Origin of the sequence: Leptolyngbya iicbica LK, from assembly GCF_004212215.1 — a bacterium.
Lineage (GTDB): Bacteria > Cyanobacteriota > Cyanobacteriia > Phormidesmidales > Phormidesmidaceae > Halomicronema > Halomicronema iicbica.
This window is the reverse complement of record NZ_QVFV01000002.1, coordinates 507,859-529,023: the sequence shown is the minus strand read 5'-3', so window position 1 is coordinate 529,023 and position 21,165 is coordinate 507,859. Positions and strand designations below refer to the sequence as shown.

The window sequence follows — 21,165 nt, the reverse complement described above, 5'->3', positions numbered from 1 at the left end:
CATGTTGCATCGTCTTTATCTGTGGAGCTTTGCCGCGCTGTTGATTGTGGGCGGCTGGTTAGCGGCTGCCCCAGTCGTGATCGCTGCCCCTCCACCCGCTGATTTGGGCCGCGCCGTGCAAGAAATTGAAAATCTCGACGCCCTGCGATCGGGCTTAGCCTCCACCCTGGAAGGCAGTGACACCATGCCAACGGGCGAGACCTTCAAGCAAGTGTGTAAACCGGTGGGTATGCGGGCCAAGCAACTGAGCCAGGAAAATGGCTGGCAAGTGAAGCAAATTGCCACCAAGTATCGCAATCCGGCCCATGCCCCTGACAGCGACCAGGCTCGTGCCGCCTTAGCCCGATTTGCGGATAATCCTGACGTGATGGGCTTTTGGGATCGCGAAACGATGGATGGTCAAGCGGGCTTGCGCTACTACCGGCGTATTAATGTCGAAGCCAGTTGCCTCGCCTGCCATGGGGCCAAGGGCGATCGCCCCGACTTTGTGAAAGCCAAATACCCCGACGACAAAGCCTTCGACTTTAACGTGGGTGACCTGCGGGGCATGTATGCCGTCTTTGTGCCCGATGAGGTGAAAGCGGCGATCGAAACTGCTGTGCAATAAATTTAGAGAAAGTTTGATGTTGTTATCCCAATTGCAGCCATCCCATGCGGTGGGCCGATGGCTGATGGCGATCGCGCTCCCCCTCCTTCTGAGCCTGACGCTGTTTGTCCCTGCCGCCCACGCCGCCATTCGCACCATTGACGAAGGACCCGGACAAGTCCTCTATCAAACTCGCACCACTCTGCGGGATGAGGCGAATCAACGCTGGCAAGCGATCGCTTTCAAACGTCACAAAGCTGACGGTTCTGAAATCTTAGGACTGCGGCTCGTCGGCTTTCCCGGTGTAGCGGATATTGATCGCTCACAGCCCTTGCGATTGGTGAACTCCCTCGGCCACGTCCTCACCGCCGCCGACACCTCTGCCAAAATCTTTACCAATGCATCCTCCCCCGAGCCCTATATCGGACAATACGACTTAGGGGCCGTCCTCCCAGAGATTCAGCCCGCCATTCCGCTGGAACTCCAGATTCCAGTCACCGCAGGCGATCCCATTACGCTCCTCATTCCTCCCCCAACGTTAGAAGAATGGCAGCAACTTCCTAGCTGTGGCCATTAGGTTCGGGGCAGCGATCGCCTAAGGAGATTTCTGGAACAGAATTTCCTATCCGTAGGGTGTCATGAGCGCGGCGTAATGCACCGCAGCCGAGTATTTTTGTTTCTGGAGATCTCCTAAGCCTGGCAGGGAAACGTCCCCTGAGTTCCACAACTCCATTTATCGTTCAGAGTATTGCGCCCGATTGCCCTAGTGACACGCCTGTTTGGGCGGTGAGGGAGGCACATCCAGGGCAGGATTCTGGTCAAAAAAGCCGAGGGGCTTCAGGGTAAAGCCGCTATAGGCGACGGGCATGACGGGCCAATCTTCGGGACGGGGGATGTGGTGGTGGCCGAATACGTACCACACCACGACGTCGGTATTGTCGAGGGCGCGATCGCGCTGGGTCCATTTCAGCAATCCCTCACCGCCGGGATGCTGGTTGGGGTAAGGGCCAGCGGGAAAGTTTTCGTCGGGATGGTAGGGCGTCACCCAGAGATGGCGGGTGATGAAGCCTGCCCGCTTGACGATAGGCGCGTCGGGATGGGCAAAGGGCAGTACATTTTCGCCGGGGATGAGCTTGAACCCGACGGGTTGCCCCAGGCGGTTGTGGATGTTGGGGTTGACCACCTTCCAGTAGCGGCCCACCAGCGGATCGATCAGGCGCTGGGCTGCTTGCTCGGTCTTGAGCAGGGTGGAGACGCCGTACCAGGCGTTGCCGTAAGGATTCTCCGGCCCCATGGGCACGGCTTCGCTGTTCACTTCGTAGACGCTGTTATCGGTGCCGTCCACGTCAAAGTCGAGGCGCATGGCGAAGAAGTGCTGGTGGTTGAGGGCGTTCACTTCGGGGGCGACCAGGGTGCCGTAGCGGGGCTCGTCGGCCAGGGCCGCTGCCAGCAAAATGCCCGTCAGCTTGATCTCGTACTGAATGGTGCCGTCCTGGTAGAAGTACCAGTAGAAGCCGTATTCGTAGTTGTCCACCGTGGCGATAAAGGAGAGGACCAGACGGCGCGATCGCCGCACATCCACATGCTCCCGCCGCCAGTCGGTGTGCTTCCAGAGGATGCCGAAGTCTTCTTCGTGGAGGCAGACGGCGTTTTCGGTAATGGCGACGTTGCCCCGGCTGTCGGTGAGGACGGCGTCGAAGTAGCGGATTTCCCCGAAGCAGTCGCAGCCGTTGGTAAGGGAGTTGGCGAGCATGCCGACGCCGTGTTCCCCCAGGTCAAAGGCGTTTTTGCGGAAGTGCTGCGATCGCGGATCGCCGTAGGGCACGACCATTTCGGCCATGGAGGCGCGGTAGAGGATGGGGCGCAAACGACCCTGGTCTTCGTAGCCGACCTGGTGCAGCACCAGCCCTTCTCGGGGGGTAAAACCGATGCGGATCTGCCACCGCTGCCAGCGAATCAGGTGTCCCTCTACGGTAAAGCTGGGGCCTTCGGGCTGGGTAATGCTCAGGGGCTTCAGGTCCTGGCGGAACTGGGTTTGGTAGAATTCCCGCGCGTATGCCCCGGTTTCGGGCGGGACGGGCACGTCGCCCACGTCTTCGATGCGGACGACTGCCATCGTGTTCAGATCCACCACGGGCACCAGGCCATCAACGGGGCGGGAGTAGAAGTTGCTGTCGGGGGTGGAGCGCACGTAGCACAGACAGCGTGAGAGGCGCTGGCCCACTTCATCCGCAAAGCCAAAATGGCCGATCGCCCAGGGGTCTACCACCACCGTCTCCAGGTCCAGCCCCCGCCGCTGGCAGGCGGCCTGAAAGTCGGGATGGGCTTTGACGGCGGCCTCGCATTCCTCCAGCTCATCGGCCATGATGTTGGGCTGCACGTCGGGGATATGCTGCCAGCTTGTGATTTTGCCTGCGGTGAGGGAGGCCGTGGCCTCGTACACCTGGCCAGTCTGGTTATCGAGCAGCACCAGAAAGGCTTCGCGGAGCACAGCGTCCCCCGGCTGATAAGCCTGCATCACGGCTTTGGGCGGCTCTTTGAGCGCCACTACCGGAAATCGCCAGCGGGAGGCGGGGGTTAAGCCTTGGGTCTGCTGCTCCTGACGGGCGAGGGCGACGGCGGTCTCAATTTCGGCGGGGGTGAGGGGTTCTAGGGGATGTGTCGAACGGGGGGTGGGCATAACGTCAAAGCCTGAAAGGTTGCCTAGACCGCGATCGTGCCAGATAATCGCCTCCCTGGATGGATCGTTTGATTACATTTGCCCCACCCCCACCCTACACGCACCTCTCCGCACCGCCGACAAATCCACGTAGTAGCGATCCAGATCTGTCCGGGTCAGCGCCCCCAAATTGCCGACGCGAAACGCCTGCTTCAAAGTGATTACCCGTGTTGCGGCTGCGTCGGCCATCGTCCAGTTGCCTCGCTGGTCATGCCCAATTCTAACGGCGACGACGGTGTCTGGAAATTTAGATTGTTGGACTGGACAAGATTTCTGTCGTGCTTGGCCAGATCCGTTTAAAAAGAAATAGCCCGACCCTAAAGCCCCCAAGGGTCGGGCATCTCACCTGTAAGGACGCCATTGTGCAGAATGAGGAACCGCTCTAAATTGCCCCCAAGAGCAGCGTTCAGCCTGCTTGCGTTCTCCAGAATTAACTCTATTGTGGTCTGCCTGGAAGTGAATGACGTCGCAGAATCCACGCAAAACTAGATAAATTGCCGCTAAACTTTCTGACGGCAATCCGTAGAACTACGTTTGAGGGAGGCTCAACTTAGGCTGTCAGCCAAGTCAGCCTCGTTTGCTGCCAAAGTCGAAGACGGATAGAAGGTGATGGGAAGCCAACAACATCATTGCGAAATGCCTAATTTTTGTCGCAGGTGTTTGCACCCCTGGGGATTGCGGTAGTTTTGAGAGGCTGTGCAGCGTTAGTGACCCATGGAGCGATATTTTGCCACGGTGGCGAGAGGGCTGGAAGAAATTGCTACACAAGAATTGCAGTCTTTGGGCGCGATCGCCCCTGAGCCAGGATTTTGTGGGGTAGCCTTTCGGGGCGATCGCGAACTGCTGTATCGGGTCAACTTGTGGGCGCGGCTGCCGTTTCGTATTTTGGTGCAGCTAGCGGAATTTCCCTGCCGCGATGCCGACGACCTGTATGCGGGGGTGCAGCGCATTGACTGGGAGCAATACCTGCATCCGGAGTTGACGCTAGCGGTGGCCGCCACGGGCAAAACCCGCCAACTCAACCACACCCACTTCACCGCGCTCCAGGTCAAGAATGCCATTGTCGATCAGCAGCGCGATCGCAGCCATCGCCGCTCCAGCGTGGATACCCAGCAGCCTGACGTGCAGATTAACGTGCATCTGCACCGCGATCGCGCCACCGTCAGTCTTGATAGTTCGGGTGAAAGCTTGCACCGCCGGGGTTATCGGCCCGCTGTGGGCCAAGCGCCGCTCAAGGAATCCCTTGCCGCCGCCCTGATTTATCTGTCGGGGTGGCAGCCGGATCAAGCTTTTTGTGACCCCCTCTGCGGATCGGGCACGTTACCATTGGAGGCCGCCCTGATCGCTCTCAACCGGGCACCGGGATTATTTCGCGATCGCTTTGGCTTCGAAACTTGGCCTGACTTTGATGATGCGCTCTTGCAGCGATTGCGCCAGGAAGCGGAAGCAGGGCAAAAAGAAACGCTGACGGTGCCGATTTTGGGGTGCGATCGCGACTCTCGGGTCATTATTCAAGCCCGCAGCAATGCCAAAAACTGTCAACTCTCGGGGCCGATCGCCTTTCGCGAGCGAGAGTTGGCCGAGGTTGAAGCCCCTGCCGATAGCGGCATCCTCATCTGCAATCCGCCCTATGGGGAGCGGTTAGGGAAAGACGACGATTTGGGCGCGTTTTATAAGCTGCTGGGAGATGTCCTCAAGCAACGCTTTAAGGGCTGGACGGCGTTTGTGCTGAGCGGCAACAAGGCGCTGGCGCAATCCATCGGGCTGAAATCATCCCAGCGCGTTCCAGTATTGAATGGCAATTTACCCTGCCAGTTGTTGAAATACGAGCTGTATTAGTTGTGGGGGGCGATCGCTGAGGACAGCCGGGACGGCTATCCCAACCAGAGGACGGCAGTCTGATCCACCCAGCTACCCAATCACCCAGCGACCCAACTACGACTCTTACCAGAATCGCCGCAATCGCTAAGCAGTAGCGACCAAGCTGGGCGATCGCAATTCCAACTTGTGGTTGTTGGCCCAGGTGGTCAGGTCGTCAAGGGAGCGATCGCGGTAGTGGCCGTAGCGTTCGCGCTTGTTGCGAATCTTGGCGGGCAGGGCGGGAATAATGCCAAAGTTGGGCGGCATGGGCTGAAAATGCTTGGGTTCCGCCGAGCTGATGAAATCGATGAGTGCGCCCATCATAGTGTTAACCGGGAGGGTAAGCGGGGCTTGCCCCAACGCCACCCGCGCCGCGTTGGTGCCCGCGAGCCAGCCGCCTGCCGTGGCTGCCGTGTAGCCTTCGGTGCCCACGAGTTGTCCCGCCGCGAGCAGGGTCGGACGCTGATGGAATTGCAGAGTGGCCCCGAGCAGTTCCGGTGAGTTGATGAAGGTGTTGCGGTGCATCACCCCCATGCGGACGAACTCAGCATTTTCTAAACCGGGGATGAGGCGGAAAACGCGCTTTTGTTCACCCCAGCGCAGATTGGTCTGAAAGCCGACCATGTTCCACAGGTTGCCCTGCTTGTCTTCTTGTCGCAGTTGCACCACGGCGTAGGGTTTCTTGTCTTTCAGGGCAGGATCTTTGAAGTGACCCAGCCGCGCGTCAAATAGGCCCACGGGTTTCATGGGGCCGTAGCGCATGGTGTCTTCGCCCCGGCGGGCCATTTCTTCGATGGGCAGGCAGGCTTCAAAAAACTTCGCTGTCTCCCGCTCGAACTCTTTGAGTTCCGCCTGCTCTGCCGCACACAACTCCTGCCAAAAGTGGAGATACTGCTCGCGATTCATCGGGCAGTTGAGGTAGGCGGCTTCGCCGCGATCGTACCGGGAGGCCATGAAGGCAATGTCGCGGTCGATGCTTTCCCCCACGATGATCGGGCTGGCCGCGTCGAAAAAGCTCATATACGCCTGCCCGGTAAAGCGTTGCAGGTCGCGAGATAAGGCTTCGCTGGTGAGAGGACCCGTGGTGAGGACGACGACCCCATCATCGGGAATTTGGTGGACTTCGTCTCGCCGCAGTTCGATCAGGGGATGGCTGGCGAGGGTGTCGGTCAGGTCACGGCTAAAGAGACCGCGATCGACGGCCAAAGCGCCCCCAGCGGGGACTTGGTGCTCGTCGGCTTTGCCAATCACCACGGAACCGAGGCGACGCAACTCTTCGTGTAGGAGGCCCGAGGCGCGATCGCTGGACTGCGCCCCAAAGGAATTGCTGCACACCAATTCTGCCAGGTGCTCGCTATGGTGAGCGGGAGACTGCTTGTGGGGCCGCATCTCGTGGAGGATGACGGGCACTCCGGCCTGGGCAATTTGCCAGGTCGCTTCGGTGCCTGCGAGGCCGCCGCCAATAACGTGAATCGGTTGCATAAGTTCGGTCGGAGTTTAGGTGGTCGATGAGTGATCGGGGGCGAGTGGCTTGAAGTCCCTCTCCCAGTTTTGGGAGCGGGATTTAGGGTGAGGGCCAATGGGTCACAAATTAATGTCGCCCAGTCAGCTCAACCGGGAGATCGCCGTTGCCCATGCCCCATTTTTACTGAAACCGTCGGTTTTGCGGTGACCAGAACAAAAATTGCGGGCGATCGCCCTCGTTGATCACCAGCACGGGCTGCTGGGAGGCGGGCTGAATCCACCCCGCTAAGCGAGCGCCGCTCCCTGACCACAGGCTACTGTAAAGCAGTTCGCCTTGGGCCGTCATAATCAGTTCTGTCGGTTGTTGACCAGCCGCAGCTAAGCCCTGGGAAGCCAGTAATTCCGGAGACAGGGTCAGGATGAGTGTGGAGGAATTGCCGCCAATCAAATTGACTGGGCGAACTGTGGCCCACGGGGGGACAGCATTGGCCTGCTGCTGCAACGTGGTGGCTAGGCTATCAGGGGCAAAGCCCAGGTGATTTTGCAGGGTCGCGAAGAGGCGATCGCTCGTCGCTGATTGGGATTCAAGCCAGCCCGCCAGCCCGGTCGGATTCACCGTGTCGATACTTTGCCATTGTCCCGGTGTCGTGACGAATAGGGGGCGATCGGTCGCGCCCCCTCGCGCTAGTAACGTTGGTTGCTGACCGCGCCATCGCACGCCTATCACTTCCAGGGTTTGCGGATTTTTCCCCGCGACATCGACCCCGCGCAGGGTGGCACTCGCGCCCAGGCCCAGGGTTTGCCAGAGTTGAGACGGGGGTTGGTCAGCCAGTCGGGCAGAGAACGCGATCGGTTGCCATTGCTGCTGTTGGTGCCCGGATTCTAGGGTAATAGTGAACCACTGCTGGCCCGGTGACAAAGTCAAGGCCGCTCCATTCGTGGGGCGCTGCCAATCCTGAAAATTGGGATTCGCTACGGGGGTGGCTTCACCAATCAAGCCGTCGAACAGCGCAGGCGTCGTAGGAGCGATCGCCGACTCAGCCGGCTCGTCTGTCGCTGTCGGCCAGATAATGGTGGGGGCCGGTTCTGGATTGGTTACAGTTTGAGCGATCGCCGCAAATTCTTGGCGTAACGGTGAATTCTGATCGGTGGCCAACCATTTCAGCGCCGCCGCTTCATCTTCTTTGGTCAACAGCAACAGCGCGTGCCACAACCGCGCGGCTTGATCATTTGGCTCAACTTGGAGGGATGCCGTCAGTCGGGGCCAGATGCGGGAAAAGTCCCGTTCCAGCAGCGGCAACACCGCTTTGGGAAAGCCGCTGCTTTTTTCCTGAATCGGTTGAAGAGCCCCTTGCCACTGACCATCCAGTAGCAGGGCCAGCAGCTTTTGGCTGGGCTGCGACCAGTCGCGCTCGGCCTGGGCGGTACTAAATCGACTGTGCAGGTAGACGAGTTGCCACTGCTGTTCCAGGTCATCAGACCAGTCGTCCGCGAGTTGCGTTTTGAGTTGCGTCAGGCGGGCGTGGGCGGCTGACCAGAGTCCCCGCTGGGCCAGAAACAGGGCGTTCTGGTAAGCGATCGCGGATGCCTCTGTCGGCAGCGTCAAGGGTTTGAGGGTGATTTCTTCTAACCGAGTGTGCGCCCCGACCGCTTGCAAATTGCCGACGCGATATAGCTGAAAGTCGGGTTCCAGCCCATAAGTCTGATTGACGAGGAGTTCGGGCGCGCCCTGTTGATCAACGTTATGCCAGGTGGGCAAGCGCCCCGGCGGACTCTGCCAGTTCAGCAGGGAGGTGAGGCGCTGAAACTGCGGATTGACGTACAGCATCTGCCCGTACAAAATGGGGCTGCCTTGGGGCTGCCAGCGGCCGGTCAAGGTCAGCCAAGCTCCCGGCAAAGCATCGTCGTGCAAGGGCTTTAGCGCGGTCAGAGGGAGTTGATAGGTGGACCCCAGAGCACCCGCTTCAGGCAGTGCCAGCGCTTGCAACAGGGTTGCCTCGGTCGGCCCCTGCACGGGCAACTGGTGGAGTAGTTGCCACTGATCGGCAGCAGTTCGTCTCGCGGCTTGACGATAGAGCCGCAATTCGACGATCGCCTCACAGTCCTGGCTACAGGGCGATCGCGTGGCCCAAATCGGCAATAGCTGGAGGTCGGCAAATTCGGGGCGATCGCTGATTTGGGCTAACGCCAGCCAATCCCCCGCTGAGCGCTGCTGCGCTACCAACTCCGCCTCAATCTCCGCCGTGGTTTGGGTGGGAATCTCGCTCCAGGCGTCCATCAGTCCTGGGAAATGTTGTGCGAGCCAGCGGGGCGGTTGCGGTCGCAAAATGACGATCACACTCGTCCACACGCTGAGGCCAATCAACGTCCCGGCCCCCGCCAGTAACAGGGTCAGGCCAGTCAAGCGGCCCCACTGTTGGCCCCATTGTCGCCACGGCAAACCCACCGGGCGCGCCTGTCGCTGACTCACCGGACTGGTTTTCACCGGCTTGACCACCAGGCCAGCCGCTAACGCATCTTTAGGAGGGGGTGACGATTGGGGCATCCCAGGGGCGATCGCAGCACCGGGCACTACCCAGCCAAAATTTGGCTGTAGGTGCGGCCCGCTTGCTGCCAGGTAAAGTCCGCCTCAATCATAGTGCGAGCATTCGCTGAGAGAGACGCTCGGAGCTCAGGCTTTTCAAAAAGTTGTTGAATGGCCGTCACATACTCTTCCACAGTGTTGGCGCGGAGGGCTCGTAGGGGCACGTTGTCGCCATCCACCGTCAGTCCTTCCAACCCGCGATCGCTCGCCACCACAGGAACGCCTGCCGCCATCGCCTCCAGCGTCTTGTTTTTGATGCCATAACCCGAACGTAACGGTACAACACACGCTGCCGATTGATGCAGATAGTCCGTCGTTGAGGCGACTTTGCCCGTGACAACCACGCCTGGCAATGCCTGTAAATTTTTGACAGATTCTACAGGGCGAGTTCCCACAATATAAAGCCGCGCGTCAGGATACTGCACTCGTACATGCGGCAGCACTTCTCGCCCAAAAAAGATGGCGGCATCAATATTCGGAGGCGTATCCATCGCCCCAACAAACACTAGATCGTGCCCCCCTGGGTCTCGAGTCCGATAAGTAAAACTATCTAAATCGACGCCATTCGTAACAGTGTGAACCGGACGTTGGGGACAAAGTTCGTGAATCTGAACTGCATCTTCTGGTGTCGTCACCACTAAATCGGTGAATTTTTGACAATAACGTTGCTCATAACGCTTCAGCAGCGAAAGGTTTAGCTGCTCGCGCAAAGGATTTTCTGCGGTTCCCGTTGCCAGTTGCTGTTTAACTGTTCCGTACACGGAGCTGTGAATATCGACAACCCGACGGGGAATATGTTTTTGGACCACTGAATTGACAAACACTTCGTTCGTACTATGTTCACAGGTGATCGCATCGAACTTACCACTGCAAGCCTGCTCATTCACCCAATGCTGAATTTCATCAGTTTGTCGAAAGCGGGTGCTCGGAGGCCTGCCATCAAATAAAAATCGGCCAAACCGAAAGGTTTTAGCGACTAAACTTCGGCTGTAGTTTTCTGATGGCGAGGGAAATACCTGCAAAGTTTCAACCTGGTTTTGCAGCTCAGCGACCTCTTCGTCGTTAACTTGCTCATGTCTGAGCGTCATCAACGTCACCTGATGCTGCTCCTGCAACGCCTTCAACAAATTATACGTGCGCACTTCTGTACCGCCTCTGGAAGGCGGGTAAGGGAATGTCACAGACAGCATCAGGATATTCATAGCGTTGTCAGCTTGACAGTAGTTGCTTTGAGAATGCCCGGAATCTGGTCCAAAGTTACGAGAAATTGCTGAGTCGATTGCATACTCCACAGGTAGGAGCATGCATGATGCTGTTTAAAGTGACCTCATTTATCATCGGAGCCTCGATGGTCACTGAGGGTTAAGTTGCTCATAGGCAACACTGGAAAAATTTAAGATCGGCCGAAAAGTTCCGCCCTAATACCAATCCCTGATACACTTCCGCTTTTCCCGGTAGAGCCTGCTCATTTGCAGCAGCAAACCTGTACCAACTCAAAAGTCTCATTTTTGACAACACCTTACGGGATACTAGCAAAAGTAAGCATCTGGACAAGCCAAAAGAACGCAACGGTATAAGCTCAATAACTGCAAGCAAGTGACAAGGTGTGCTGTTTTATGAAAATTGGTTTGCCCAAGGAAATCAAAGATCAGGAATTTCGGGTGGGGCTGACTCCTGCAAGTGTGCAAGCCCTGTGTCGTCAGGGGCACGAAGTTTTTATTGAGACTGGGGCTGGAGAAGGGGCAGGCTTCCCCGATGAGGAGTACCAGGTCGTCGGGGGACAAATTGTGGCGGACGGAGCGACCGCTTGGGCGCAGGAAATGGTCGTCAAAGTGAAGGAGCCGCAACCGTCAGAATATCCATACTTTCGGCCCGACTTGCTGCTGTTTACCTATCTGCATCTGGCGGCGGAGCGCGAGTTAACGAAAGCTTTGGTGGAGAGTGGAATTAGCGCGATCGCTTACGAAACCGTGATGACCGCCGATGGTCGGCTGCCGCTGCTCACCCCCATGAGTATCATTGCCGGACGCCTCTCGGTGCAGTTTGGTGCTCGCTATTTAGAAAAGCAGCAGGGTGGACGCGGCGTGTTGCTGGGCGGCGTGCCGGGGGTGCCAGCCGGGCGCGTCACCATCCTCGGGGGAGGGATTGTCGGCACTGAGGCAGCCCGGATTGCTATCGGCATGGGCGCTCAAGTCCAGATTTTAGATATTAGCGTCGATCGCCTTTCCTATTTGGAAACGATTTTTGGCTCGCGGGTGGAGCTGCTGTATAGCAACGCCGCCCACATTGAAACGGTGGTACCGCAGGCCGACTTGGTGATTGGGGCGGTACTCGTGCCCGGACGCAAGGCTCCGACTTTGGTGAACAAAGCCCTCGTCGCCCAGATGAAACCCGGTTCCGTCATTATCGATGTGGCGGTGGATCAGGGCGGCTGTATCGAGACGTTGCGGCCCACCTCCCACAGTCAACCCACTTATGTGGAATCAGGGGTCGTGCATTTTGGCGTGCCCAATATGCCCGGAGCTGCTCCGTGGACGGCGACCCAAGCGTTGAATAACTGCACCTTCCCCTATGTGATGAAGCTGGCGAATCAGGGATTGGCCGCGCTAGAGCAGGATGCCGCTCTGGCTCAGGGACTTAATGTCAAAGCGGGCAAAATTGTCTATCCGGCAGTCCAGGAGACCTTCCCTGATTTGGTCGCTGCTTAACGCCACAAGTCCCGTCGCCCCGTAGGACTGGCCAAGGGGAATTAAATCGCCTCTTGCCCTGACAGGCACTGGTCAGGGGACGGATCCCGGTCGGATTAACCGATAGCGTCAGGAGCTGTCCAAGGGACCCGTCCCCTTTCGTCACCGTCCCCTTTAGCCATTCGCGAGGTCTGGGCCAAGTACGACGGTGAACGGATCGCGGAAGTAGCGCTTGCCCACCGCCAGGGCTTGATCAGCGGTGATGCTGCGAATGGTGTCTTGAAAGACTTGGTCAAATTCGACGCCTAAGCCGAGCACTTCATACCAGCCCAGCAGTTGACCAAGCTGGGCGTTGGTTTGTTTGCCCAGAGCATATTGGCCCAGTAGCTTATTTTTAGTGGCTTCTAACTCGTCCTTAGTCAGTGGTTCCTGGCCCAGACGTTCAATTTCGTTGCGCAGTCCTTGCAGGGCGATCGCTTGATTTTCCGGCGCAGTGCCCATGTGAGCGACGAATTGGGAATGGCTGAGGCGGGTGGGGTAAAAGGCCGACACATCGTAAGCCAACCCCCGCTTTTCCCGCAGTTCTACAAACAGGCGGCTAGAGAGACCATTGCCGAGATAAGTGCTGAGCAGTTTGAGCACTGCGTAGGCGGGGTCGTGAACGGCGGGGGTGGGGTAGCCCAACACCAGGATGGATTGGTTCGTTGGTTGCGGAATGACGACGTGGGTAGCGGTCGTCGGCACCGGCGGATAGCGGGTAGCCGGAATCGCCGTGTCGGGTGCTGTCCAATCGCCCAAATAGCGCTCGGTCAGAGCAATCGCGGGCTCGGGCTGAATGCGTCCAGACACCACCATGATGCAGTTATCAGGACGGAAAAAGGTTTGGTGGGCTTGCTCCAGGTCATCGCGGGTCAAGTTGGCGACGCTCTCTTCGGTGCCAATGCCTGGCAAACCGTAGGGATGCTCGCCATACATGGCCGCCCGCAAAGCGTTGAATGCCAGGGTGAAGGGCTGCTCCTTCATGGAACGGAGGCTTTGCAGGGTCAGGTGCCGTTCCAGATCAAACTCAGCTTCAGGAAAGCTGGGATACCGAACCATCTCCGCCACCAGCGCCAGAATGGCTTCAAAATCGGCGGTAACGGTCTTTAAGCTGACCAGGCTGTAGTCCACTGAGGCATCGGTGCCCACGCTGGCCCCAACGGATTCCACCTGTTCGGCAATATCCATCGATGAGAAATGGCGTGTCCCTTTGGTCAACAGTGAGGCTAACAGGCTGAATAGGCCCGCTTGCGATCGCGCTTCTCGCCCCGTTCCGGCTTTGATCAATAGCCGTGCTGACACAATATCGGCCACCGCATTTTCAATCACGAGGACGGTAAGGCCGTTGCCCAAAACCGTGCGGTGCAGGGCTGGCCGTTTGGTTGGAGAAGACAAGGTCATAAATTTAGGGACTGTAGAACTGTAGAGAGGTGAATAAAGCCGGGCTCGATGGAGGGAGGAGCCGCGACCGATGATACCGAATTGCCGGAGACGTCGGCTTTTGCGCTTTATGTCGTTGGCAGTAACACGGTCGAGGCGTAGGCATTCGTCGATAGATAGGTTTGCACCAAACTGGTGATCGACGCGGGCGTATGGGCGCGAATGCGATCGGGGTAACTGTAACTGTCGGCAGCGTTGGCAACCACGCTGTAATACCCATATAGGCCCGCCAGTTGCCCCGGCGTCTCTGTCGAGAAGGCAAAATCGTTGGTGAGCAGCCGCTTGGCTCGTTCCAACTCAGCAGTCGGCACGGTTTGCACCGCGAGTGTCGAGAGCCGCTCGCAAATCAGTGCCTCAACCGCGTCAACGGCATCAGGGGCCAACCAGGCTTGCAGGGTAAAGAGGCTGCAATCACGCTGGAGTGAAAAGCTGCTGCTAATATCCAGCACCCACTGCCGCTCTTCCCGCAGTTCCCGCACTAGCCGCGCGCTGCGGCCCTCAGCTAGTAAGGCTGATAAAATATCCATCCCGCAGGCCGCATCCAGATCGTCGATGCCTGGCCCCAGCCAGGCCATGGTTAAGCGGGCATGTTCGAGCCGAGGAATGCGCAAGACTTGACGGCGCACCCCCCACCAGGAGTCAACTTTGCCAGGCACTACAGCTGGGGTGGTCGTTGGGGGCGTCGGGAAGGCCCGGAAGGCGTGACGCACCATGTCGAGGGTCGGCTCCAACGGGGTGCCACCAGCAATTACCACGGTCATATTGTCGGGTTGGTAATGCCGTTGATGGAAGCTCCGCATCTCTTCGGGCGATCGCTGCGCCAGGATTTCCGCCGTGCCCAATACTGGACGCCCATAGGCATGGTCGGGAAATACCTGTTCCGATAAAGCTTGAAAGCCCACCCAGTCAGGGTCATCATGGGCTTGGCGAATTTCTTCTAAAACGACTTGCCGCTCTCGCACAAACTCGTCGGCGGGAATCGCTGCGTGCAGCACGAGATCCGCCAAATGGGGCAGCGTCGTGGGCAGGGCGTCAGCGGCAACCGCCATGTAAAAGTGGGCATAGTCGTGACTGGTCGCGGCGTTGCTAAACCCACCCTGAGTTTCGATGGTGTGGTCAAACATGCCTGGCAGCAGGCGCTCGGTGCCCTTAAACACCATGTGTTCCAAAAAGTGGGCCATCCCGAGCCATTCCAGCGGTTCTTGGGCCGCCCCCGCATCGACCCAGACATCAGCTACCACCACCGGGGTAGCAGGCATGTGCTGATGCACCACCGTGAGCCCATTCTCGAGTTGGTGGACAGTGCCGGGAAAGGTCAAGGTTGTAGTAGTCAATGACAAAATAGGGCGATCGCGTGTGGTTAAATCTGCGGACAGATGCGGGATACATCTGATTAACTGCTGTTGCTGTCAGTATCCAAATCGGATAGAACGCTCAGGACACCCTGAGGATTGCTGAGTTGTGTCGACAAAACAGTTGTTGTTGCTACAGAGAACGGGCAACTTTGCCAAGGTGAAATGCACGTTGCGAGCGTTGCTTGCCTTGTCAGGGTAGCGAATTTTGCCCGGTTTTGAAGGTAGGCCGAGATAGCCGTTAATCTTCTTTAAATTAGCTCTTAATGGGTACTTAAAACAAAATCCCTGCCTGCCAAGCAGACAAGGATTTTTGAAAAAGTTATTCACCGCGACGCCGTCTTACCTCAGTTTCCGACCTGGAAGAACCAGGTGGGAATGCTGGCACCGATTTTAAGTTTCCGAGTACAAGCTCGGTTTACTGCCACCGGCACTTCTCGATTCCCTTAGAGACAAAGCATAGATCGACAAACAGTGTTGGCAGTCACCAACGTCGTAGTGAATCTTTCGCCATCATAACTAACTGTGCCCCAGCGATCGCAAGGGGGAGTTACGAATTTTCTATCAAGAGATTACGACTCGACCAGGGGATACCACATTGCCTCAATGTCATGCATGATTTTTTGCCAGTCATCCTTGGCCTGTAGACAGACGGTCACGTGCCCGAGCTTGCGACCGGGCCGCGCTCCCTGCTTGCCATACCAATACACCTGAGCCTGAGGGATTTGCGCTAGTTGCGATCGCACCTCGGCATAGTCACTGGTGGAGGTCTCAAAGCCCAGCAGATTGATCATGAGGGCGCGATCGCAGGTCATCTCAGGGCGGCCTAGGGGTTGGCCCGTCACCGCTAACAATTGCTGCGCAAATTGCGATGTCCGGCAAGCATCTAACGTGTAGTGACCGGAATTGTGGGTACGGGGGGCGACTTCGTTCACTAAGACTTGGTCGCCTGGAGCCAGAAATAGTTCAATGCCGAGGACACCAACGAAGTCGAGGGCCGCGATCAGGGTGTGGGCGATCGCGGTGACCTGCTGCTGCACAGCCTCGGCAACCTCCGCCGGAGCAATTACCCGTCGACAGACCTGATTCACCTGCTGGGTTTCCACTACGGGATACACCGCGATTTCGCCAGTTGTGGAGCGCGCCACCATCACCGCTAGCTCTTTTTCAAAGGGAATGAACGCTTCGAGCAGGACGGGCTGGCGCTCGATGCGGTGCCAAGTCTCCAGCAATTCACTCGCCGAGGCAATCATAAACGTGCCCTGACCGTCATAGCCCAGACGGCGCGTTTTCATCACCAGTGGAAAGCCGATGGGGGCCGCGATATCGGTCACGGTGTCATCCGGCATGGACTCATCTAGCGTGACAAAGGGCGGATTGGGCAAGCCGTGGCTAGCGAGAAACTGACGCTGGGTGTATTTATCCAACAGCGGGGCCAGCGCGGCTAAGCGGGGCCGAAAAATCACGCCGCTAGTTTCAAGGGGCGCGAGAGCAGCCAGATCCACAAACTCATTTTCAAAGGTGAGGACATTGCTGCGATCGCTCATCGCTTTCGTCCCATCGGCGTCGGCAACGGGAGCTAACACATAATCAGCCGCCGTCGGCACCGCCGGATCCGTGGTCTGGGGCGTTTGAACGACAATTTCAATCCCTAATTTGGGTGCTTCTAGCCCCATCATCCAGGCGAGTTGACCGCCGCCAATCACCCCAATTCTTGTCTGTGCCATCCGTCTTCCTACCGTTGTCGCGCGCTGATGATTCAGTCCTGACAGTCATGATGTCGCTGTTCAACACCATAAGGCTTACCACATCCTCATAGGTAGTCGCGGTTCTGCCGCCGCGTTGGGTCTGTATCCTGCTCCCTGCTCCTTATCCCTGGCCTAGTGTGAGCATAAAAGCCCAAGCCAAATAGGGGCTGATGAGTAAACAGGCGTATCCCATTCGGCCATTTTTCGCGAGGCCGCGACCAAACCCCCACAACACAAAAGAACTGATGGCAATAAGACCGAGATACATCAGCGCCGCCACCAAAACATATAAGCCAAACACAATGCCATAGCCTTGGGTATCGTAGTAGGGGTGATCGAACTGGGTGTAGAGGCCAGGCCCCCCCCGAGCAAACATGAAAAATAAGAGGGACAAGGTCAGTAAGACGTGAGCGACGATCGCCGCTGAACGGAGACGATAGCCCAACTGCATGACCAGACCCAGGCCAACGACAACGCCGATGTGGGTGATGACGGGGGCGGCCTCCTTTGGCGCGACATTCATGCCGTGGAGCACCAGCAAAAAAACATGCAGATTGGCAATCAGGCATAAATCAGCGCTGGAAATCGCCGTGTGATCGCGCCGCTTCTGAAGGATGGTTATCAGAAGTTGGGCGATCGCCCCAAGCGAAACGACGATACCCAAGTAAGACAGCCCCTGGACTTGTACGACCCAGCAATAGAGGCTAATAACTGCGCACCACCAGACCCACGGATAGGTGGACAACCAGGTGAGCCACTGCGGCAAAGCGGTTGATAACGCTTGGCGGCGATGCCGAGACTTAATCGCCCAAAAGCTGTTGACCATCAGCACGATGCCTAGCAAAATCAAGGGCTTCAGCACCAGGCAAATCAGCCCCGCCGCAAAAGCTGCTGCGAAAAGTTTGGGATCTCGCAGCCAGGGCGGCAAATAGCCTTGGAGGGCTTGCCATTGCGGTTGATAAGTGGCGATCTCGCTGGCCTTGGCCCGCTCTGCTTGTTGCCTCAGCGATGGCGGGTTAGTCACCGCTTCGGTTGCATTGAAGGTCGAGGTTTCACCGACAACTGGCGTAGCGGCTAGGGCGATCGTCTCGACCCAGGCCGGAAACGCCAGATCTTGCTGATACGCTTCAACTGTCAACGCCGTAAAGCAATCCACCCCCAAGCGTTCTAACCCAGACTGTAGCGTCGCCACACATTGCTTTGGGGGCGTCTGGGTTCCCTGTAGGGAAACCGATAAGTGTTGATGATTTGCCGTGACCTCAGTCTTCAACCCTTGCCGTTGAAAAGATTGACTGATTAACGCCGCGATCGCTACTACATCCCCAGTCCGAGCCCGTTCTAGTTGTGAGAGAACATTATTAGTTTCTGATAATGGCGTTGTCATGTTTTCTAGTTGGTTGCAGTGAAATCTGACGACGGTCAACCAAAATTTCTAAGCCTTTTGAAGTTCATCACTAAATTCATATCAGTGATGCTTCCAATGATGAGCATCGTTAACAGCCCAAATAGTATGGATTTCAACCTCGTAATTAGTAGGCGACATCAATTAAGATGGTCATACTTAAAATAGTTGCTTGGATTCAGTAAATCGAATCGACGACGAGAGTCACCTAAACCGCCAACTTTGCGATCATAGGTATGTCCGGCAACCCCAAAAGTTATCCGCCCTCTTTGTCGATCACTTAACCAGGAGCAAACTAATAGTGTCCGATAATGAACATCATCGCTATTCGCCAAAGTTTCCTTGAGTACAGAGTCGTCAGCCGTTATTGAATTTCCTGAACCGATTCTCCAAAAGTCACCCAAGTAATCGACTTTAAGATGCCTGACTGGCCCAGGATTAGTGAGACATAACAGCAATAGGCCAACGGCCGACAGCGTAAGTACATCTCTCTTTCGGGTATCCCATAACTGTAGAAACGATTGCTTCAGTTCCTTCCAGAACGAGTATTTTTGTCCTGACTGAGATCGTAAAATGCCACGATATAGAATGGTGCCACCAATGACGAGTAATAAGATATTGAGCCCTATCAAAATGAGCTGAAAGCCTCTGCCCATAGGCGCACCTGTCACAGAGTGGTAAAATTCATTTGCATACCCCATGGTTGGTGATGGCAAGATAAAGTACGGATTAGTAATGATGCAGAGCACGACAAATAAGGCTGGGGCGATCGCCAAACCAATGGATAGCTTTTTGGCAATTGATCGATGACTTTGTAGGGCATATCGTATTGCCAATAAACCCAGACCTAAAGCCAAAGCACTAGCTGCGCAACGCCCCAAAAAATGTAGCAGCAGATTGGTCAACAACGGTATGCTTTGAATGGATAAAAGCGGCATTTGCTGCGGTATTTTCCAACCAAAGAACATCGTCTCCAACGTCAACAGAAACCGTAAGCTGCCATGCACAATTAGCGGAATACTGAGTAAAAAGGCGATGCCTCGCTTCCAGAAAGCAAACGTACTCAGCTTTGCCGGGCGATCGCTAGCGGGCAGAACGCTACTTTGGGCCGATTTTTGGGATGTCGGAACGCCTGGTGATGCTTTAGTCGGTTGAGCGGTAGCCGATGCGCGGGAGGAATTGGGCTGTGCCAGCGTTAAGGTCTCGCTCCAAATGGGTTGTCGCTGGTTGACCTGGTAAGCGCTGATCTGGCAATGGTTGATGTCTGTAATCTGTAGTCGCTTGATTCCGGCAGTGATGCGCTGACATAGAACAGGGTCGGGTGGCGTCTTGCCCAACAGGGCAATCTTGAGGCGATCGCCCTGTCGCGCCACTTTCGCTTTGACCCCATCTGATTTGAGGGATTGGTTGAGAAGAGCGGCGATCGCTTGCGGATTGCCCTGCTGCGCCAATTGGAGCGTCGAGGGAGATTGATCGGAAGAGTGGGTCATGAATTTCGGCAGATAATATTTAGCGGTCAACGACACGATTTCCGGGCAACTAACAGGCGTTACAACGCCGCCAAGACCATGAGTCCGGTCAGGACAAAACTCAGACTCGGCCCCAGCAAAGCCACGCCCCCAGCGGTGCGCCAACTTTTGGTCAGCAGTCCCGCGATCGCCCCCAGACCAAATGACACCGCTGCTGCGCCGAGAGTCGCCATGAGAGCAATGACCGCAAACTTGCCCAGCCCAGCCGGGGAAAGGGCCGCAAATCCGACATAGGGCACAACCGTCACGACGGTTATCGCCAAACCGCCCACAAACGCCCAGTTGCGCAGCCAACTTCCCACTTGATAAGCAAATATCCAAAACATCATGAGGGTAAGCAATCCGAGGGAAGGCAAAATCGGCGTCAGCAGCGCGACGGGAATCATCGCCACGCCGAAATAGGGCAGCGCCAACGGCACCCGTCCGAACGTCTCTAAGCCGGGAATGGCTGGGAGTGAGGCGATCGCCTCCGCTTGGGGATGGGTGGCTCGACGCTGATACTGTTCGATTTCCAGACAATAGGCCAGTACCAATCCGGTGCCGATCAGATAAATCAACACAGTTGGAAACAGAGTGATCAGACCAATTAGCCGCCCCTGGCCTAAAATCCCCATTGCGCCATGCAAATCTCGCAGCCAACTAGGATTGCGAAAGATTAGATAAATTAGCGCTAAATTTGCCCCCATGCAGAGCCCAATGCCAGCGTTGGCAAGGCTCCACCAACGGCACCCTGGTGGCAGACCCGGGCCATGCTCGTGAAGATCGGGCTCAAAACAGGGCGCTTGAATTTTGCCGAGCAAGTACCCCAAAGCCGTGGCCACTAACACGATAATCGCCATAATCCCGACATCGCCTAACGTGATGATTAACTGAATCCAGACATCATCGGCTCGGGTTGTGATGAGCAACCGCAACAAAACCCCATGTATCACTCGGATGGCCAGCACCACGCCCCCGCAAGCCACAAATCCCCACTGAGTTGGGGTTTGCCAACGTTCGGCGCGATCGCCCCAATAGGGTCGCAACACCCACGACTGAATGCGCCCCCACAGAAATCCCAACAGGCCCAAATAAATGGCCAGGGGAATGAGGCCAAACACCGCCATCAAAATCAATGTTGGAATAATGGCCACAGCCAAGCTAAAGAACACCCATTTGGCGATGAGAGCCGCCATCATTGTTAGTGATTGCAGGGGCGATCGCGGCGGCGCTAATGGGGGTGTGGACGCTCTCGGCTGAGACCGGGGCGATCGCGGCGGCGTTGTCCGCCGAGGTGTGGAAGCGGGCGTGGCTGCTTGCGCCGCCGGACGTTGTGCCGCTTGCTGAATCGTTGGGTGCGGAGCTGGCGTGCTAGAAGCAACTTCTCCCCCCAGCATGATGGAAGTTGACCAGTCGGTGATCTCGGTGCCCATCTCACGTCCATGCACCACGATACGGCTGTATTGCGTCACCCCTAAAGCCGTCAACCCTTGTCGAATGCGCTGGCTTAAACGTCGGTCGGGCACCGTCTCAGCTTCAAGATAAATGTTGAGTTCGGAGCCGTTGGTGATCGCCGTCGCCCGAATTCCTTGCGGTTGAAATGACTGATTCATCAGCGCCGCGATCGCCTGAGGATCCCCCGATTGGGCACGTTGTCGGAGCGATCGCGAATTCGTCATAAGCTACATCCTGATCCACCGGATCCTCCCAGTTGAACGCGTCATTTATAAAAGACTCTGTCTTCGCGATGACGCCCTTGCAACTTTCAGTGGTTTT

At 56.8% G+C, this 21,165-nt stretch carries 15 protein-coding genes and 1 other RNA gene; 4 read left to right on the top strand and 12 right to left on the bottom strand.

What is annotated here, in order from left to right:
- Position 1: 1 nt before the first annotated feature.
- A complete protein-coding gene (locus DYY88_RS09375) occupies positions 2–607 on the top strand; it encodes a Tll0287-like domain-containing protein (protein WP_039728297.1) in 606 nt (201 codons plus the stop codon).
- Between the two features lie 16 nt (positions 608–623).
- Complete coding sequence (locus tag DYY88_RS09370) at positions 624–1,163, top strand: DUF3122 domain-containing protein (protein ID WP_039728300.1); 540 nt, start codon at positions 624–626, stop codon at positions 1,161–1,163.
- A gap of 186 nt (positions 1,164–1,349) precedes the next feature.
- Here DYY88_RS09370 and DYY88_RS09365 read toward each other — a convergent pair whose 3' ends face one another.
- Both DYY88_RS09365 and DYY88_RS24090 read right to left on the bottom strand, forming a co-directional pair.
- A complete protein-coding gene (locus tag DYY88_RS09365) occupies positions 1,350–3,266 on the bottom strand; it encodes a primary-amine oxidase (protein WP_039728302.1) in 1,917 nt (638 codons plus the stop codon).
- Between the two features lie 72 nt (positions 3,267–3,338).
- Positions 3,339–3,494 carry a hypothetical protein gene (locus DYY88_RS24090; protein ID WP_160299588.1) on the bottom strand — a complete coding sequence of 52 codons (156 nt, stop codon included), beginning with the start codon at positions 3,492–3,494 and terminating at the stop codon, positions 3,339–3,341.
- Positions 3,495–4,019: 525 nt separating this feature from the next.
- Between DYY88_RS24090 and DYY88_RS09360 the strand changes: the two genes are divergently transcribed.
- Positions 4,020–5,144 carry a THUMP domain-containing class I SAM-dependent RNA methyltransferase gene (locus DYY88_RS09360; protein WP_039728304.1) on the top strand — a complete coding sequence of 375 codons (1,125 nt, stop codon included), beginning with the start codon at positions 4,020–4,022 and terminating at the stop codon, positions 5,142–5,144.
- Between the two features lie 126 nt (positions 5,145–5,270).
- Here DYY88_RS09360 and trmFO read toward each other — a convergent pair whose 3' ends face one another.
- The 3 genes from trmFO to DYY88_RS09345 form a co-directional block, all read right to left on the bottom strand.
- On the bottom strand, positions 5,271–6,647 hold the full coding sequence (gene trmFO / locus DYY88_RS09355) for an FADH(2)-oxidizing methylenetetrahydrofolate--tRNA-(uracil(54)-C(5))-methyltransferase TrmFO (RefSeq protein WP_039728305.1): 1,377 nt from the start codon (positions 6,645–6,647) through the stop codon (positions 5,271–5,273).
- A gap of 163 nt (positions 6,648–6,810) precedes the next feature.
- Complete coding sequence (locus tag DYY88_RS09350) at positions 6,811–9,174, bottom strand: hypothetical protein (protein ID WP_152624693.1); 2,364 nt, start codon at positions 9,172–9,174, stop codon at positions 6,811–6,813.
- A gap of 26 nt (positions 9,175–9,200) precedes the next feature.
- Positions 9,201–10,403, bottom strand: coding sequence for a glycosyltransferase family 4 protein (locus DYY88_RS09345; protein ID WP_242517594.1), 1,203 nt, complete (start codon positions 10,401–10,403; stop codon positions 9,201–9,203).
- 426 nt (positions 10,404–10,829) lie between these two features.
- Between DYY88_RS09345 and ald the strand changes: the two genes are divergently transcribed.
- Positions 10,830–11,921 (top strand): alanine dehydrogenase, encoded by a 1,092-nt coding sequence (gene ald, locus DYY88_RS09340; RefSeq protein WP_039728309.1) that lies wholly within the window; start codon positions 10,830–10,832, stop codon positions 11,919–11,921.
- A 153-nt stretch (positions 11,922–12,074) separates the two neighbouring features.
- Here the strand turns inward: ald and DYY88_RS09335 are convergent, their stop codons facing one another.
- The 7 genes from DYY88_RS09335 to DYY88_RS09305 all read right to left on the bottom strand — a co-directional run bounded on the left by DYY88_RS09335 (position 12,075) and on the right by DYY88_RS09305 (position 21,068).
- Positions 12,075–13,340: a M16 family metallopeptidase gene (locus tag DYY88_RS09335; RefSeq protein ID WP_039728310.1), complete on the bottom strand. Its 1,266-nt coding sequence runs from the start codon at positions 13,338–13,340 to the stop codon at positions 12,075–12,077.
- 107 nt (positions 13,341–13,447) lie between these two features.
- On the bottom strand, positions 13,448–14,713 hold the full coding sequence (locus DYY88_RS09330) for a M16 family metallopeptidase (RefSeq protein ID WP_242517593.1): 1,266 nt from the start codon (positions 14,711–14,713) through the stop codon (positions 13,448–13,450).
- 340 nt (positions 14,714–15,053) lie between these two features.
- Positions 15,054–15,236: non-coding RNA, 6S RNA (ssrS, locus tag DYY88_RS09325), on the bottom strand.
- Positions 15,237–15,303: 67 nt separating this feature from the next.
- Positions 15,304–16,458 (bottom strand): 5-(carboxyamino)imidazole ribonucleotide synthase, encoded by a 1,155-nt coding sequence (locus DYY88_RS09320; RefSeq protein ID WP_039728316.1) that lies wholly within the window; start codon positions 16,456–16,458, stop codon positions 15,304–15,306.
- A 142-nt stretch (positions 16,459–16,600) separates the two neighbouring features.
- Positions 16,601–17,863 (bottom strand): hypothetical protein, encoded by a 1,263-nt coding sequence (locus DYY88_RS09315; protein ID WP_039728317.1) that lies wholly within the window; start codon positions 17,861–17,863, stop codon positions 16,601–16,603.
- Positions 17,864–18,021: 158 nt separating this feature from the next.
- On the bottom strand, positions 18,022–19,371 hold the full coding sequence (locus tag DYY88_RS09310) for a hypothetical protein (protein WP_130199377.1): 1,350 nt from the start codon (positions 19,369–19,371) through the stop codon (positions 18,022–18,024).
- A 59-nt stretch (positions 19,372–19,430) separates the two neighbouring features.
- Positions 19,431–21,068, bottom strand: coding sequence for a hypothetical protein (locus DYY88_RS09305; RefSeq protein WP_039728319.1), 1,638 nt, complete (start codon positions 21,066–21,068; stop codon positions 19,431–19,433).
- Positions 21,069–21,165: the final 97 nt, after the last annotated feature.